This is a genomic window from Serratia sp. A07, from assembly GCF_058725505.1.
Window position 1 is genome coordinate 77,546 of the sequence record NZ_JBZXDO010000006.1, and the last position, 16,064, is coordinate 93,609.

Below are 16,064 nucleotides of genomic sequence, written 5' to 3' on the forward strand. Positions count from 1 at the left end.
TAAGCCGGGTGGCCGGTGAAGCTGCCGTCGGCTCAGGGGCCGATGTTGCCCCCAGTCTGCCACTCTTCTATAGTATGTTGTAACTAATATAGGAGCATGCGATGAGCAGATACGATGTAATTGGCCGGATGAACGCCTGCTTTACCGAGCTGGAGCAGGCGCTCGGCGCGCTGCAGCAGCAGATCGCCCCGCTGCGGTTGCTGGCGGCGCGGGTGTTCAGCCTGCCGGAGGTTGAAAAAGGTCAGGAGCATCAGGCTATCTCGCATATCGCGGTCGAACAACATGTGGGGCAAGCGGCGCGCGATCTGGCGCTGGAGCATTATCAGCGGCTATTCATCCACCATAACCGGGAGAATGTCAGCAGCAAGGCCGCCGTGCGCCTGCCCGGCGTCATCTGCCTGGCGGTGGAACAGCCGGAGTATCAGGCGCTGCAAACGCAGCTGGCGCTCATCAACCGACTGAAGGGCGAACTGGAACAGATTATCACCGTCGATTCCGGCCTGGCGCCGGAGCAGCGTTTCGAGTTCGTGCACACCCATCTGCACGGGCTGATTACCCTCAGCGCCTATCGCACCCTCACCGCCCTGACCAATCCCGACTCCGTGCGCTTCGGCTGGGCCAACAAGCACATCATCAAAAACGTCAAGCGGGACGACACCCTGGCGCAGCTGGAGAAAAGCCTGAAAGCCGGCCGTGCAGTGCCGCCGCACAGCCGTGAACAGTGGGCTGCCCTGGTCAGCCGCGAGATAGACGACGTCAGCCGCCTGCCGCAACACGCGACGCTGAAAATCAAGCGGCCGGTCAAAGTGCAGCCAATCGCCCGAGTGTGGTATCAGCAGCAGCAAAAACAGGTGCAACACCCCTGCCCGCTGCCGCTGATCGCCCTGTGTCAGGCCGAGAGCGGCGCCACAGTGCCGAAGATTGGCGAGCTGCTCAACTACGACGTCGACGCGGTGAAACACCGCTACAAACCCGACGCCCGGCCGCTGCGGCTGCTGGTGCCGCGCCTGCACCTGTATACCGACGACGCTACTCGCTGAGGGCATACACCCGCAGGCGATGGCCGTCCGGATCTCGCGCCACGAAGGTGTAACCGAACTCCATCTCGGTCGGCGTTTGCTCAATCGGCAGCCCGAGTTCGCGCCACTGGTTATAGCGCGCCTCGACCTCTTGCGGATCCTGGCACAAAAAGCCCAGTTCACCGCCGCCGCCGGTCAGGGTCGCCGTAGGTTTTACCCCCTGTTTGGCCCACATCCCCAGCTTGAAGCCGTTGTTGAGCACGAACAGGGCGAAGCCGGGGGAAAGCTCTACCGGCGCCTGTCCCAGTAAACGTTGATAAAAGGCAGCGCTGTTCAGCGGGTTGTCGACGTAAAGCAGGGTCATGCTGGGAAGGGTCATCGGTCTGTCCTCTGGGTGATGGGAACCGGCCGGTTCCCGATAGGCACAGACTAAGGGGTGCGACTGACAGTTTATGGCAGCAGCGTGCCGCTATTGCTCCGCAATGCCCTCGCTGAGGCGCCACTCTTTCAGCAGCAGCCGCCGGCCGCGCGGATAGCGCTGTTCCAAAGGTGTAGCGGCCTGAATGCGATCGAGGCGAAAATGGCGAAACGCCTGGCGTAGCTCGCACCAGGCAACCAGCATCTGGAACTGGTCGAAAAAACCCAGCGCAAAGGGCCACAGCAGGCGTTCGCTGCGCTGCCCCGCCAGATCGAGATAGTCGATATGCAGCTTGCGCTCGCGGCGGATGGTGTCACGGATCAGCACCCGCATCACATCCGCCACCGGCGGCGCCTGAACCGGCGCGATCAACAGCGTGTTGGCCTCCAGCTCCTCCCGCAGCGCCGGCGGCAGCACGTCGGCGATCTTGGCCAGCGCCTGGCCCGCCGCACTCGCCAGCTGGCTGTCGCCGCGGCGGCTGACCCAGCGCATCCCCAGCACCAGCGCCTCTGTCTCTGCCTGCGAGAACATCAGCGGCGGCAGCATAAAGCCGGGCCGCAGCACATAGCCGACGCCCGCCTCGCCGACGATCTCCGCCCCCTGCTGCTGCAGCGTAGCGATATCGCGGTACAGCGTGCGCATGCTGATGCCCAGCGTTTGCGCCAGCGCATGGCCCGCCACCGGATAACGGTGGCTGCGCAGCAGCTGCATCAGATCGAGTAAACGTTGTGTGCGCGACATCTTGATTTCTCCATAAAAAAGGGGCTTACCTCAGTAAGCCCCCGGTTGCCTCACAGATCAATCATTTCTGCATGCTGCCGACCATCGCTTCCGGCCGCACCCACTCGTCGAACTGCGCGTCGGTCAGGTAGCCGAGCTTCAGCGCCGCGGCTTTCAGCGTCAGCCCTTCCTTGTGCGCTTTCTTGGCGATTTCCGCCGCCTTGTCGTAGCCGATGTGGGTGTTGAGCGCCGTCACCAGCATCAGCGATTCGTTCAGCAGCTGGGTGATGCGATCGCGGTTCGGTTCGATGCCCACCGCGCAGTGCTCGTTGAAGCCCTGCATGCCGTCGGCCAGCAGGCGAATCGACTGCAGGTAGTTGTGGATCACCATCGGGCGGAACACGTTCAGCTCGAAGTTGCCGGAAGCGCCGCCGATGTTCATCGCCACGTCATTGCCCAGCACCTGGGCGCACAGCATGGTCATCGCCTCGCACTGGGTCGGGTTAACTTTGCCCGGCATGATGGAGCTGCCCGGTTCGTTCTCCGGGATCGAAATCTCGCCGATGCCGCAGCGCGGGCCGGACGCCAGCCAGCGCACGTCGTTGGCGATCTTCATCAGCGAAGCCGCCAGCCCTTTCAGCGCGCCATGTCCTTGCACCAGCGCGTCGCAGGTCGCCAGCGCTTCGAACTTGTTCGGGGCGGTGACGAACGGCTGATGGGTCAACTCCGCCAGCGCTTTGGCCACGCGCACCGCGTACTCAGGATGGGTGTTCAGGCCGGTGCCAACCGCCGTGCCGCCCAGCGCCAGCTCGGCGATGTGCGGGATACTGTCTTCGATGTGCTTCAGGTTGTGCGCCAGCATCGCCGCCCAGCCGGAGATCTCCTGCCCCAGGGTCAGCGGCGTGGCGTCCTGCAGGTGGGTGCGGCCGATTTTGACGATGTCGCGGTAGGCTTCGGCCTTGTCGCTCAGCGTCTTGTGCAGCACTTTCAGCTCGGGGATCAGGTGCTCGCGCAGCGCAATCACCGCCGCCACGTGCATCGCGGTGGGAAACACGTCGTTGGAGCTCTGGCTTTTATTGACGTCGTCGTTCGGGTGCACCTTGCGCTCTTCACCGCGCACGCCGCCCAGCAGCTCGCTGGCGCGGTTGGCCAACACTTCGTTCATGTTCATGTTGGTCTGGGTACCGGAACCGGTTTGCCAGATGGACAGCGGGAACTGATCGGCATGGCTGTCCGCCAGCACTTCGTCGGCGGCGTTGATGATGGCGGCGCCCCGCTCGGCCGGCAGCAGCCCCAGATCCACGTTCACCTGCGCAGCGGCGCGCTTGGTCAACGCCAGCGCATGGATCAGCGCGGTCGGCATCTTTTCGGAGGAAATGCGGAAATGCGCCAACGAGCGCTGGGTCTGCGCGCCCCACAGCTTGTCGGCCGGTACTTCGATGGGGCCCATAGAGTCTTTTTCGATACGAACGCCTGCCATCATTGTCTCCTTAGCATAATTCCTAAAATTGTAGGGTTAGGCCGACGCGCTCCCCCCCGTCGGCACGCACTCCCAGTATAGTGACATAATAACTATTCGCATTAAGAGAGTTATCTCACAGCACGTTTCATCTCTTTTACTCCTGCATGACGCGGTTATTTGCCGCCGGTTAACCCGCGCCAAAATAAACGGCCGGGCATGCCCCGGAGAATACAAGCGTGGGTCACGATTAACGCGGATGACGCGAATTAAAATTATTGATGCGCTGGGCCTGTAAATGATTGAGCTCATCGATGCGTTGCTGCTGCAGATGATTGATTTCGTCGTAGGCGTCCTGCCGTTCATTATGGCGATAGGCCCCGGTCGCCACCGCGCCGGCGGTGAGCGCCAGCGGATGGGCCACGGGCGCGATCGCGGCGGGAAGCACGACCGGCGCGGGTGCAACGACAATCGGCGCCGGCGCGATCACCACGGTGCGCGGCGCGGCGTAAGGATAGGTGACAATCACCGCCGCCTGGGCTGCGCCGGTGCAAAGCCCCAACAGCAACAACAGTTTTTTCATGCAACAGACCTCTGGTTTCGTTAAATCGACTCGTTAGCCCTTACGGTAAAGAGGTCTGGCGCGCCGGTTTAAGCTCGGCGTGTGATCGCCCCGCGCAGCGCGAAAATAATAATAAGGGAATGGCTCAGACGGTAAAAAATAAATTCAGCCGACATATTTTGACATGCTGAAAAATAAATAATGAGGCAGGATGCCCGGGCTATCGGCAATAACCCCATTGCCCCAAAGAATAATCGATTAGCGGCTTTTGACGGCCGCCTTGAGGCCCAGTGCGCCATTTGAGGCGCCGATCGTTATCACGTTATACTTTGGCCCGTTGCTGGGCGCGACGTTATCCGGCGTTATTTTGATCGCGCCCATGATTTTTCCCGCCGACGCGGGCGTATGATGGTCGTCGGCATAGATTAAGTTAATCTTATAAAATCAGTGAGTTATTGCTATGCAGTGCGGCAATGACGCAGAAGGACGTTTATCGACATGCAAAAAATGACCAACGCGGTACAGAATTACGCCTGGGGCAGCCACGATGCGCTGACCCGTCTTTACGGCATCGCCAACCCCGATAATCAGCCGATGGCCGAACTGTGGATGGGCGCCCATCCCAAGAGCCCTTCCCGCGTGCCGGGCGCCGATGGCGCACTGCGTTCGCTGCGCGAGCTGATCGATGAAGACCAGCCAAAGCAACTGGGCGCCGACGTCGCCAGCCGCTTTGGCGAGTTGCCGTTCCTGTTTAAAGTGCTGTGCGCCGATCAACCGCTGTCGATCCAGGTCCACCCGAGCAAAGCGGCGGCCGAGATCGGCTTCGCGAAAGAGAACGCTGCCGGCATCCCGCTGAGCGCCGCCGAACGCAATTACAAAGACCCCAATCACAAGCCCGAGCTGGTGTTCGCCCTGACGCCGTTCCTGGCGATGAACGGCTTTCGCGAACTGACCGATATCGTTTCCCTGCTGCAGCCGATCGCCGGCGCGCACCACGACATCGCCACCTTCCTGCAGCAGCCGGACACCGCGCATCTGTCCACCCTGTTCGCCAGCCTGTTGACCATGAGCGGCGAGCAAAAGTCGCTGGCGCTCGGCGTGCTGAAAGCCGCGCTCAACAACCAGCAGGGCGAGCCCTGGGATACCGTGCGCTTTATCGCCGGCTTTTATCCGGACGACAGCGGCCTGTTCTCACCGCTGCTGCTGAACGTGGTGCAGCTCGCGCCGGGCGAAGCGATGTTCCTGTACGCGGAAACGCCGCACGCCTACCTGAAAGGGGTGGCGCTGGAGGTGATGGCCAACTCGGATAACGTGCTGCGCGCGGGCCTGACGCCGAAATTCATCGACGTGCCTGAGCTGCTGGCCAACCTGCAGTTCCGCCCACAGCCGGCGTCCGGCCTGCTGACCCAGCCGGAGCAACGCGGCAACGAGCTGTTCTTCCCGATCCCGGTGGAGGATTTCGCCTTCTCGCTGCACGATTTGACCGCCGCACCGCAGGCGCTGGCGCAGCGAAGCGCGGCCATCGTGTTCTGCGTCGCCGGCGAAGCGACGCTGGAAAAATCCGGGCAGCGCCTGACGCTCAAACCGGGCGAATCCTGCTTTATCGGGGCTTTCGAATCCCCGGTCAACGTCAGCGGCAGCGGCCGCATCGCCAGGGTTTATAACCAGCTGACCTAACCGTTGATAAATTTCAGCAAATTGCTTGCTGAAAGCGAGAGCTACCCCCACAATTAAACGCCTGCGGGCGTTGTTTGTCGGCCCCTATTTGCCCCTCCCGCGCAACGGAGGGTGATAAGAAAAAAGGATGAAACAGAGCTATGAAAAAATCGTTAGTCGCTGTCAGCGTCATTGTGGTTCTTGGCGCAGCATGGACCGGGGCATCCTGGTACACCGGGAAACTGATCGAGCAGCACATGGGCGAAGTCGTCGACAACGCCAACGGCCAGCTGAAAGCTTACCTGCCGAAAGCCGGCGTGAAGCTGAGCTATGAAAATTACCAGCGCGGCCTGTTCAGCAGTAAAGTGCGTTATGTGCTGCGTTCCGACGGCACGGATACCAGTGAAAACGCGGCGCTGAAAGCCGGTGAAGAAGTGGCGTTCCTGGAAACCATCGATCACGGCCCGTTCCCCTTCGCCCAGCTGAAAAAATTCAATCTGCTGCCGAGCATGGCGTCGGTGCATACCGAGCTGGAAAATACCCCGGCGGTGAAAGGTCTGTTTGACACCACCAAAGGCAAATCGCTGTTTACCGCCGATTCGCGCATCTCTTACAGCGGGGACACCTCGTCTGCCATCGACATCATCCCGCTGGACTACCAAAAAGATAAGTCTTCGCTGAAATTCAGCGGCGCCACCATTAACGCTGACGTGTCCAGCGATCTGAAAAAATTCGTGCTGGACGCCAATAGCGACAATATCGTGTTCGCCAGCCCGAACGAATTCGGTCAAAACGAGCAGATCACCTTCCAGGGCTTCAACCTGAAAGGCAACAGCAACGAGAGCAAGTTCGGCGTGAAGCTCGGCGATCAGACGATGACGCTGAAGCAGTTCAAACTGACGATCGACGGTAAAGATACCGTGGCGTTGGACGGTTTCAACCTGGTGAGCAAGTTCGGCGAGCAAGGCAGCAGCAACATCGGCGGCCAGCTCGACTACACCATGGACGCGCTCAAGGTGCAGGGCAACGACTTCGGCGCCGGCAAGCTGGCGCTGAAAATCGACAACGTCGACGGCAAGGCGCTGAAAGACTTCGCCGACAGCTACAACCGCCAGACCATGGCGCTGCTGCAACAGGGCGAGAACCTGGATCCGGCCGTGTATGAGCAGCAAAACGCCGAACTGCTGCAAAAGAACCTGCCGCTGCTGCTGAAAGGCAACCCGAGCCTCAGCATCGCACCGCTGAGCTGGAAAAACAGCAAGGGCGAGAGCACCTTCACGCTGGATCTGGCGCTGACCGATCCGAGCAAGGCCGCTTCCCCGGCACAATCGCCGGATCAGCTGATCGCGCAGGCGGTTAAAAAGCTGGATATCAACCTGACCATTCCGGAAGCGATGGCTACCGAAGTGACCGCGAAAACCGCGCTGTTGCAGGGTTACAACGAGGAAGACGCGCAGAAACTGGCGCAGCAGCAAGTGCAGGGCCTGGCGGCCATGGGCCAGATGTTCAAGCTGACCACCCAGAAAGACGGCGTGATCGCGAGCACGTTCCACTATGCCGACAATCAGGTTGACCTGAACGGCAACAAAATATCGCTGCAGGAGTTCATCAGCCAGTTCGGCCTGCTGGGCGCCCCGGCGGAAGACGGCGAACCGGCGCAGGATGCACAACCTGCTCCGGCACCGGCGCAGTAAGCGTTTGAAAGCCTGATCAAGGGCCCCAATGGGGCCCTTTTTATTTACGTCGCGTAAACCGCATCGCGGATCTGCTGCGGATAGCGGCCGCACATGCCCTCAAACGCGGTGTTGGTCAGTATCACTACGCTCAGCTGCGCCTGTGGATCAAAGAACCAGCTGTGGCCGTAAACCCCGCCCCAGGTCAGCGTGCCGGCATGCTGCGGCGTCTGCGCCGCTTCTGCGTCCACCAGCAGCGCCCCGCCAAAACCGAATCCCCAGCCCGGCCCTTGCGTTTGCGCCTGCGCGCCCACGTGCGGGCTGCGCAGCAACGCCACCGTGTCCGGCTGCAAAATGCCCTGCCCGCCGCTGCGCAATGCCTCCACCAGCTTCAGCACGTCGTCGGCATCGCCGACCATGCCTGCGCCGCCGGAAGGATAGGCCCCGGCGTTGAGCGCCCGCGCGGGTGAAAACAGCACCTCGCCCCCCGCCATCTCCTTCGGCAGCGCCACCCGCAGGCCTTCATGCATGCGCTGCGGCCCTTGCGGGGTGTTGTAATACGGCGTCGCCAGGTTCGCGGCGTCCGTCGCATGGAACGCGGTATTGCCTAGCCCCAGCGGCTGCGCCACCCATTCGACAAACAGCTGCGGCAGCGGCATGCCCGTCACCCGTTCCAGCACCGCACCAAGCACGTCGATCGCCAGCGAATAGTTGAAGCGCTCCCCCGGCGCCGGCAGCAACGGCGCCTGCGCCAGCAGCCGCAGGTTTTGCTCCAGCGTCAGCGTCGACAGCTCCACGCCGTCCTGGATCCCCAACTGATGATAAACGCCCGCCGGTGGTTGGTTCAGCCGGTAGTCCAGCCCCGCGGTATGGCTCAGCAAATGACGAATCTTGATCGTCGGGCGCCGGCCGTCGGCGAGCGCCGGAGTAAACCACGGCAGCCACTCGCTGACCGCGTCGTCCAGGCTCAGCTTGCCCTGTTCGATTAGGCGCAGCGCCGCCAGCGTGGTATAGGGTTTGGAGACCGACGACAGCCGGAACTGCGTTTCTCGCCGCATCGGCCGCCGCGCTTCGCGATCGGCATAGCCGGCCGCCCCGGCGTAACAAATCTCGCCCTGCCGCGCCACCAGCACCACGCTACCCACGATGCGCCCTTCGGCCATCGCCTGTTGATCGATCGCCGCGATCCGTTCTGTTAACGCCCGTTGTTCTGCCGACATGATTTTCATCTCGCGAATGGAAAGTAAAATCAGTCTAAAAGGTTCGTCATAAATTAAAATAAGGCATAATTTAATGAATCATTAAGCACAGGTTATTGATAGATGAGTTCACTCCTGCAGCTGCTGCCCTATTTCGAAGCCGTCGCACGCCTGGGCAACTTTACCCGCGCGGCCAGCCAGCTCGGCGTCACGCCGCCGGCGGTGTCGCAAAACATTCAGGCGCTGGAGAATCAGCTGGGAGTGCGGCTATTTCACCGCACCAGCCGCTCGGTGCGCCTCAGCGACGAGGGCAGGTTGTTCTATCAGAAGGTGTCGCCGGCGATGAGCCAGATCGACGTGGCGGCGGACGACGTGCGCGCCCTGGGCGCACAGCCGGCGGGCCTGCTGCGCATCACGCTGCCGCAGCTGGCCGCCTCGCTGCTGGTGATGCCGCACCTGGCGGAATTTCAACGGCGCTATCCCGACGTGCAGCTGGAGCTGTTTACCGAAGACCGCTTTTCCGATCTGGTGCTGGGCAGTTTCGATGCCGGCATTCGCATGCACGCCATGCTGCAAAAAGACATGATCGCCGTGCCGATCGACAACGGCCAGCGCCGGGTGCTGGTCGCCTCTCCCGACTATCTGGCGCGTTGCGGCGTTCCGGCCACGCCGGACGATCTGCCTGCTCACCACTGCCTGCGCTACCGTTTCCCCGGCAGCGGCAAACTGGAACCCTGGTATTTTAGCCTGGGCGACGATGAACGCGCGCTGGACGTCAGCGGCAGTTTGATTTTTAACGAAGATCGGCTGATCAAAGATGCCGCGTTGGCGGGCCTGGGTATCGCACAGCGTTTTCAGGGCACGGTGTTGCAGGAGCTGGCGCAGGGGCAACTGGTGGAAGTGCTGCCGGGTTACGCCAGCGAAGCGTCGGGCTTTTTCATCTACTTTCCCGCCGGCAAGCATCTGCCGCTCAAGCTGCGCGCCTTTATCGATTTCATGCGCGAGCGGCGTGAACGGCAGCACCGGTGGTAGGGGCGCCTCGCCGGCGCCCCTGACCGTCAGCGCTTCTCCAGCGCCTGGATGATGTGGTAAGCCGCTTCGACGCGATCGTCGTTCGGGAACCACTTGTTGGCCAGCATCACCACGGCGATATTCTTCGCCGGGATAAATACCGCGTAGGTGGAGAAACCGCCGGTGGAGCCGGTTTTGTTATACCAGCCGGCGCGCAATTCCGGCTGCGGCGGCGTGATGGCGGTGGCCGGCGTGCCGTTCATGATCATCCCGGCGTTGTTGCCTTCAATCAAACGCGACAGTTTCACCGGATACGGGTAGTTCTCCCACATCAGATCCTGCGTGAACGCGCCCGCCTTGTAATAACCGACGTGCGTCGCGGCCAGCGCGTCGCGCCACGGCTGCGCTACCTTCACCTGCTGCAGGTTGGCATCCAGATAGCGAATCAGATCGCGGGCGTTGGACTTGATGCCGTAAGACTCGGCGTCCAGCGGGCCGGGGTTGACCCGCACCGGCTTATCGTCCTTGCTGTAACCCTGCGCATAGTTGGCCATCTGCGCCGCCGGCACCTGCACGTAGGTGTGGCTCATGCCCAATGCCGGCAGCATCCCCTGTTCCATCGCCTGGATAAACGGCTGGTCGAGGCTCTTGGCGGCGATCATGCCCAGCATGCCGATGCCGAGGTTGGAATAGACGCGGTAGCTGCCCGCCGGGTGCTTCGGCTGCCAGGCCCGGTAATAGGCCATCAGCTGGGCGTTGTTGGTCACGTCGTCCGGCACAAACAGCGGCAGGCCGGAGGTGTGGGTCGCCAGATTCAGCAGGCTGACGCCGTCGAAGGCGCTGCCGCGCAGCTCGGGCAGATAGTGGCTGGCCGGGTCTTTAAACGACAGTTTGCCCTGCTGCTGCGCATAGACCGCCAGCGTCGCGGTGAAGGTTTTGCTCAGCGAGCCCACTTCAAACAGCGTCTGCTCGGTGATCGGTTTACCGGTCTGCTTCGAGGCGACGCCATACGGGTAAATCTGCTGTTTGCCGTCGACCGACACGGCGATCGCCATGCCCGGCACGCCGTATTTTTTCATCAGCGGCTGAATAACGGCGTCGATATCCTGCTGCTGTGCGGCGTGCGCGGTCGGCAGGATCAGTGCGGCGATCAGCGCGGCCGCCAGGCGGTTCATTTTCGTCATGATAGAAGCTCTTAGGTTGCAGGGCATCGGCCGCGGCCAAAAGTTTTTATTGGCGTTATATACGGCGCTTTCCCTGATTGATGATGTCATTCCTTTACGGCTGCCGTGACACTCTGAGCAGCCGCGCCAAATATCGGATTTTGCCGCCGGGTTGACAAGCGATAATAATTTCAGCCAGCATAAAGAAAAACTTATGGCTATCGACAATGCGCAATCGACTTCCCCTCAACGCCCTGCGGGCGTTCGAATCCTCCGCTCGTCACCTGAACTTCACCCGCGCCGGTCTGGAGCTGCGCGTCACCCAGGCCGCCGTCAGCCAGCAGGTGCGCATGCTGGAAGAACAGCTGGGCATTCAGCTGTTCCGCCGCCTGCCGCGCGGGCTGGATCTGACCGAAGAGGGCCAGGCGCTGCTGCCGGTATTGAGCGACGCCTTCGACCGTATCGAGGCGGTGCTGCAGCAGTTCGAAGGCGGGCATTTCCACGAGGTGCTGACGGTGGCGGTGGTCGGCACCTTCGCCGTCGGCTGGCTGATGCCGCGGCTGGCGGCGTTCCGCACGGCGCACCCGTTTATCGATCTGCGGGTGCTCACCCACAACAACCTGGTCAATCTGTCGGCCGACGGCATGGATTTCGCCATCCGCTTCGGCGAAGGGCTCTGGCCCGCCACCTGCAATATCAAGCTGTTCGACGCGCCGCTGACGGTGCTCTGCCCGCCGGCGGTCGCCGCGCGCCTGCGCACGCCGCAGGATCTGCAGCACGAGCAGCTGATGCGCACCTACCGCAAGGATGAATGGGAGCGCTGGTTCGCGGCGGCACAGGTGACGCCGTGGCGGATCAACGGCCCGGTGTTCGACTCGTCAAGGCTGATGGTGGAAGGCGCTATCCAGTGCGACGGCGTGGCGCTGGCGCCGGTCAGCATGTTCCGCCGCGAACTGGCCGCCGGCGCGCTGCAGCGGCCGTTTGCCGCCGAGACCGCGCTCGGCGCCTATTGGCTGACCCATTTGAAATCGCGGGATCTGACGCCGGCGATGAAAACCTTTATCGGCTGGATCCGCCGGGAGGCGGAAGAGGAACAGCGGCAGGGCTAGGCGGAACCGCGCCGGATCAGCGTCGGCGGCAGAATGACGTTCTGCGCCGGCAGGTCGGCGTCACCGATGCGCTGCAGCAGGCGCGCGGCGGCGCTGCGCCCCACTTCCCGCGCCGAGCTGGAGACGAAGGTCAGCGGCGGCTCGGTCAGTTCGGCCTCCGGCACGTCACCGAAGCCGATCAGCGCCACCTGCCGCCCGTAGTAGGCGTCTACCCCATCCGAACCGATGCTGCGGCCGCTGCGCGCCAGGCCAAAATAGGCGCCGAGCGCCACCGACGCCTTGTGGCAGACGATGGCGGTAATGTTCGGGTAATGGCGCAGCAGTTGCTCCGCCGCTTCCGCCGCCTGGCGCTGCCGGCAATCGCACTCGACGATCCATTCGCTGCGAAACGGCAGGCCGTACTGCACCAGGGTGGCGCAAAAGCCGCCCAGCCGCTCGGCGCGCGTCAATGAATCGCTCTGGCCGCCGAGGTAGGCGATTTGGCTGTGGCCGCGCTTGATCAAAAATTCGGTGGCTAGCTTGGCGGCCTGCATGTTGTCCGGCCGCACCACGTCCACGCCATCGAGACCGCTGGAGCGCGCCACGCAGACCAGCGGTACGCCCTGCTCGGCCGCCTTCTCCTTCAGGCCCGCCGCCGCGCGAATGCCGCCCGCCAGCACGATGCCGTCGACGCCCTGCGCCAGCAGCGCGTCAAACGCCCGCTGCAGGCCCTGGCCGTCGCGCCCGCTCTGCGTTAAAAACAGCAGCTTGTCGTGCGCCTCCAGCGCTTCGCTCAGCCCGGCGGTCATTTCGGCATAGAAGGGTTCGCAGATGTCGCGCAGAATAAGGCCAATCACCCCAGACTCCCCGCCGCGCAGCGTCGCCGCCTGGCGATTGCGTACATAGCCCAGCTGCTCTATCGCCTGATTGACCTTCTCGACGGTGGTCGGCGAAATGCGCCCCTTGCCGCTCAACACCAGGGAAACCGTGGTGACCGACACGCCCGCCTGCTGCGCCACATCGGTGATGGTGATTTTTTTGATGCTCATAGTCTCTGCGAACCCGTTCCTGGGCAACCCGCCGTAATGATCAAGGGTATACCGAATCCGTTAGCTCAGTAAAACGTTTTACTGCCTGCCGCATTGTCGCCAAAAACCGGGCGGCAGATTTGTGATTGGCGGCGCATTTTTGCTAGGTAAAACGTTTTATCTTCTTTTTACCTAATCAGAAGTCCCCTTTTTGCTCGTCTTTTCGCCAGGAGAAGTCGGTTATGTCAGCAGCCAACAAACCAAAAATCACCCTCTGGGAGTTCTTCCAGAGCCTGGGCAAAACCTTCATGTTGCCCGTCGCCTTGCTCTCTTTCTGCGGCATCATGCTGGGGATCGGCAGCTCGCTGAGCAGCCGCGACGTGATCACCCTGATGCCGTTTATCGGCCACCCGATCTTCCAGCTGATCTTTACCTGGATGAGCAAGGTCGGTTCCTTCGCCTTCAGCTTCCTGCCGGTGATGTTCGCCATCGCCATTCCGCTGGGCATGGCGCGCGAAAACAAGGGCGTCGCCGCCTTCTCCGGCTTCGTCGGCTTCGCCGTGCTGAATTTGGGCACCAATTTCTACCTGACCGCCGCCGGCGTGCTGCCCACCAGCGATCCGCTGGTGCTGAAAGCCAACAACATCCAGAACATTCTCGGCATTCAGTCGATCGATACCGGCATCCTCGGCGCGGTGATCGTCGGCATCATCGTCTATCGCCTGCATGAACGTTTCCACACCATCCGCCTGCCGGACGCGCTGGCGTTCTTCGGCGGCACGCGCTTCGTGCCGATCGTCACCACCGTGGTGCTGGGCCTGTGCGGCCTGGTGATCCCGCTGATCTGGCCGTGGTTCGCCGCCGGCATCACCGGGCTGGGCTGGGTGATCAACAGCGCCGGCGCCTTTGGCCCGATGCTGTTCGGCACCGGCGAACGCTTGCTGCTGCCGTTCGGCCTGCAGCACATACTGGTGGCGCTGATCCGCTTTACCGAGGCGGGCGGCACGATGGAAGTGTGCGGCCACAGCGTCAGCGGCGCCCTGACCATCTTCCAGGCGCAGCTCTCCTGCCCAACCACCACCGGCTTCGCCGAGAGCGCCACTCGCTTCCTTTCGCAGGGTAAAATGCCGGCGTTCCTCGGCGGGCTGCCGGGCGCGGCGCTGGCGATGTATCACTGCGCTAAACCTGAGAACCGCCATAAAATCAAAGGGCTGTTGATTTCCGGCGTGGTGGCCTGTGTGGTCGGCGGCACCACCGAGCCGATCGAGTTCCTGTTCCTGTTCGTCGCGCCGTTCCTCTACCTGATCCACGCGCTGCTCACCGGGTTGGGCTTTACCGTGATGGCGCTGCTGGGCGTGACCATCGGCAACACCGACGGCAATATCATCGACTTCGTGGTGTTCGGCATTCTGCACGGCACCGCCACCAAGTGGTATCTGGTGCCGGTGGTGGCCGCCGTCTGGTTTGTCGGCTATTACGCCATTTTCCGCTTCGCCATCCAGCGCTTTAACATCAAAACGCCGGGCCGCGAAAGCGACAGCGCCGTCAGCCAGAGCGCGCCGGCCGGCGCGGTGGGCAAATCCGGCTACAACGTGCCGGCGATTTTGGCGGCGCTCGGCGGCCCGGACAACATCATCACGCTGGACAACTGCATCACCCGCCTGCGCCTGTCGGTCAACGACATGAGCCGGGTGGACGACGCGGCGCTGAAGGCCAACCGCGCCATCGGCGTAGTGCATCTCAACGAGCATAATCTGCAGGTGGTGATCGGCCCACAGGTGCAATCGGTGAAGGATGAATTAGACTCACTGATAGCCACGGCGCAACCTGCCGCGGCGCTGCAGGGAGCCACCCATGTTTGATTTCGCCACCCCGATCGACCGCCACGGCACCTGGTGCACCCAGTGGGACTATATCGCCGATCGCTTCGGCAGCGCCGATCTGCTGCCGTTCACCATCTCCGATATGGATTTCGCCACCGCGCCGTGCATTCTCGAGGCGTTGCAGCAGCGCCTGCAGCACGGCGTGCTGGGCTACAGCCGCTGGCAGCACGAGGATTTTCTCGGCGCGCTGCGCCACTGGTATCAGCAACGTTTCAACGCCGCCATCGACACCGCAACGGCGGTGTACGGCCCTTCCGTTATCTACATGGCGGCGCAGCTGATCCGCCAATGGTCCGTACCGGGCGACTACGTGGTGACCCATACTCCGGCCTACGACGCCTTCTACAAGGTGATCCTCGCCAACCAGCGCCAGCTGTTGGCCTGCCCGCTGCAAAAAGCCGGCTACGACTGGCGCTGCGACATGGCGCACCTTGAGGCCTTGCTGGCGCGGCCGCAGACCAAGATCCTGCTGCTGTGCAGCCCGCATAACCCCACCGGCAAAGTGTGGCGCCGCGACGAGCTGCAGCAGATGGCCGAACTGTGCGAGCGCCACGACGTGCGCGTCATCAGCGATGAGATCCACATGGACATGGTCTGGGGGGAACACCGCCATACGCCGTGGAGCCAGGTGGCGACCGGCGGCTGGGCCCTGCTGACCTCCGGCTCCAAGAGTTTCAATATCCCGGCGCTGACCGGCGCCTACGGCTTCATCAGCGACGACGCCAGCCGCGAAGCCTACTTCCAGCAGCTCAAAGCCCGCGACGGCCTCTCCTCGCCGGCGGTGCTGGCGGTCGCCGCGCACGTGGCCGCCTATCGCCACGGCGAACCCTGGTTGGATTCCCTGCGCGACTATCTGCAGGATAATCTGACCTACGTCGCCGAGCGGTTGGAGCAGGCGTTTCCGGCGCTGGGCTGGCGCCCGCCGCAGGCCACCTACCTGGCCTGGATCGATCTGCGGCCGTTGGCCGTTGACGATCGGGCGCTGCAGCAGGTGCTGATCGAGCGCGAAAAGGTGGCGATCATGCCGGGCTTTACCTACGGCGAGGAAGGTCGCGGGTTCCTGCGCCTCAACGTCGGCTGCCCGCGCAGCAAGTTGGAGGCCGGCATGGACAAGCTGATCGCCGGATTGCGGTTGGTGCTGGGCGAGCAATAGCGCGAGGGGGCGAGCCTCTGCCCGCCCCTCGA

The 16,064-nt window shown here is 62.6% G+C and carries 15 protein-coding genes; 7 read left to right on the plus strand and 8 right to left on the minus strand.

The genetic code is table 11. From position 1 onward, the window contains the following. Positions 1-101: 101 nt before the first annotated feature. Positions 102-1,040: a DNA replication terminus site-binding protein gene (gene tus, locus AC4PR2_RS08680; protein ID WP_337046719.1), complete on the plus strand. Its 939-nt coding sequence runs from the start codon at positions 102-104 to the stop codon at positions 1,038-1,040. Here tus and AC4PR2_RS08685 read toward each other — a convergent pair. The 5 genes from AC4PR2_RS08685 to AC4PR2_RS08705 all read right to left on the minus strand — a co-directional run bounded on the left by AC4PR2_RS08685 (position 1,030) and on the right by AC4PR2_RS08705 (position 4,559). Continuing rightward, positions 1,030-1,398, minus strand: a complete 369-nt coding sequence (locus AC4PR2_RS08685; RefSeq protein ID WP_060419106.1) for a VOC family protein — start codon at positions 1,396-1,398, stop codon at positions 1,030-1,032. The two genes, tus and AC4PR2_RS08685, sit on opposite strands and share 11 nt — an antisense overlap. A gap of 90 nt (positions 1,399-1,488) precedes the next feature. Beyond that, positions 1,489-2,178: a helix-turn-helix transcriptional regulator gene (locus AC4PR2_RS08690; protein ID WP_197804093.1), complete on the minus strand. Its 690-nt coding sequence runs from the start codon at positions 2,176-2,178 to the stop codon at positions 1,489-1,491. 61 nt (positions 2,179-2,239) lie between these two features. Continuing rightward, positions 2,240-3,637, minus strand: a complete 1,398-nt coding sequence (gene fumC / locus AC4PR2_RS08695) for a class II fumarate hydratase (protein ID WP_492175029.1) — start codon at positions 3,635-3,637, stop codon at positions 2,240-2,242. A gap of 229 nt (positions 3,638-3,866) precedes the next feature. Next, the gene (locus tag AC4PR2_RS08700) at positions 3,867-4,199 is read right to left on the minus strand and encodes a hypothetical protein (RefSeq protein WP_102984751.1); all 333 of its coding nucleotides are present in this window, start codon (positions 4,197-4,199) and stop codon (positions 3,867-3,869) included. A 237-nt stretch (positions 4,200-4,436) separates the two neighbouring features. Beyond that, positions 4,437-4,559 (minus strand): hypothetical protein, encoded by a 123-nt coding sequence (locus tag AC4PR2_RS08705; protein ID WP_337046720.1) that lies wholly within the window; start codon positions 4,557-4,559, stop codon positions 4,437-4,439. Positions 4,560-4,676: 117 nt separating this feature from the next. On the opposite strand from AC4PR2_RS08705, the gene manA reads away from it, so the two are divergent. Both manA and AC4PR2_RS08715 read left to right on the plus strand, forming a co-directional pair. Then, positions 4,677-5,855 carry a mannose-6-phosphate isomerase gene (gene manA / locus AC4PR2_RS08710; RefSeq protein ID WP_060419119.1) on the plus strand — a complete coding sequence of 393 codons (1,179 nt, stop codon included), beginning with the start codon at positions 4,677-4,679 and terminating at the stop codon, positions 5,853-5,855. A gap of 140 nt (positions 5,856-5,995) precedes the next feature. Next, entirely contained in the window at positions 5,996-7,528 is a 1,533-nt protein-coding gene (locus AC4PR2_RS08715; RefSeq protein WP_443014469.1) for a YdgA family protein, read from the plus strand. A 44-nt stretch (positions 7,529-7,572) separates the two neighbouring features. Here AC4PR2_RS08715 and AC4PR2_RS08720 read toward each other — a convergent pair whose 3' ends face one another. Further along, positions 7,573-8,727, minus strand: coding sequence for a serine hydrolase domain-containing protein (locus tag AC4PR2_RS08720; RefSeq protein WP_492175031.1), 1,155 nt, complete (start codon positions 8,725-8,727; stop codon positions 7,573-7,575). 102 nt (positions 8,728-8,829) lie between these two features. Between AC4PR2_RS08720 and AC4PR2_RS08725 the strand changes: the two genes are divergently transcribed. Beyond that, on the plus strand, positions 8,830-9,738 hold the full coding sequence (locus AC4PR2_RS08725) for a LysR family transcriptional regulator (protein ID WP_100396350.1): 909 nt from the start codon (positions 8,830-8,832) through the stop codon (positions 9,736-9,738). A gap of 26 nt (positions 9,739-9,764) precedes the next feature. Here the strand turns inward: AC4PR2_RS08725 and blaSRT are convergent, their stop codons facing one another. Beyond that, a complete protein-coding gene (gene blaSRT / locus AC4PR2_RS08730) occupies positions 9,765-10,901 on the minus strand; it encodes an SRT/SST family class C beta-lactamase (RefSeq protein WP_060440035.1) in 1,137 nt (378 codons plus the stop codon). Positions 10,902-11,107: 206 nt separating this feature from the next. Between blaSRT and AC4PR2_RS08735 the strand changes: the two genes are divergently transcribed. Then, positions 11,108-11,989, plus strand: coding sequence for a LysR substrate-binding domain-containing protein (locus AC4PR2_RS08735; RefSeq protein ID WP_492175032.1), 882 nt, complete (start codon positions 11,108-11,110; stop codon positions 11,987-11,989). On the opposite strand, the gene AC4PR2_RS08740 is transcribed toward AC4PR2_RS08735, so the two are convergent. Beyond that, entirely contained in the window at positions 11,986-13,017 is a 1,032-nt protein-coding gene (locus AC4PR2_RS08740; protein WP_033648213.1) for a Mal regulon transcriptional regulator MalI, read from the minus strand. The two genes, AC4PR2_RS08735 and AC4PR2_RS08740, sit on opposite strands and share 4 nt — an antisense overlap. A gap of 221 nt (positions 13,018-13,238) precedes the next feature. Here AC4PR2_RS08740 and malX point away from each other — a divergent pair, with 221 nt between their 5' ends. Beyond that, on the plus strand, positions 13,239-14,858 hold the full coding sequence (gene malX / locus AC4PR2_RS08745; RefSeq protein ID WP_049201912.1) for a maltose/glucose-specific PTS transporter subunit IIBC: 1,620 nt from the start codon (positions 13,239-13,241) through the stop codon (positions 14,856-14,858). Then, positions 14,851-16,032 carry a PatB family C-S lyase gene (locus AC4PR2_RS08750; RefSeq protein ID WP_197804089.1) on the plus strand — a complete coding sequence of 394 codons (1,182 nt, stop codon included), beginning with the start codon at positions 14,851-14,853 and terminating at the stop codon, positions 16,030-16,032. The genes malX and AC4PR2_RS08750 overlap by 8 nt, the downstream gene beginning before the upstream one ends. The last annotated feature ends 32 nt before the right edge of the window (positions 16,033-16,064 follow it).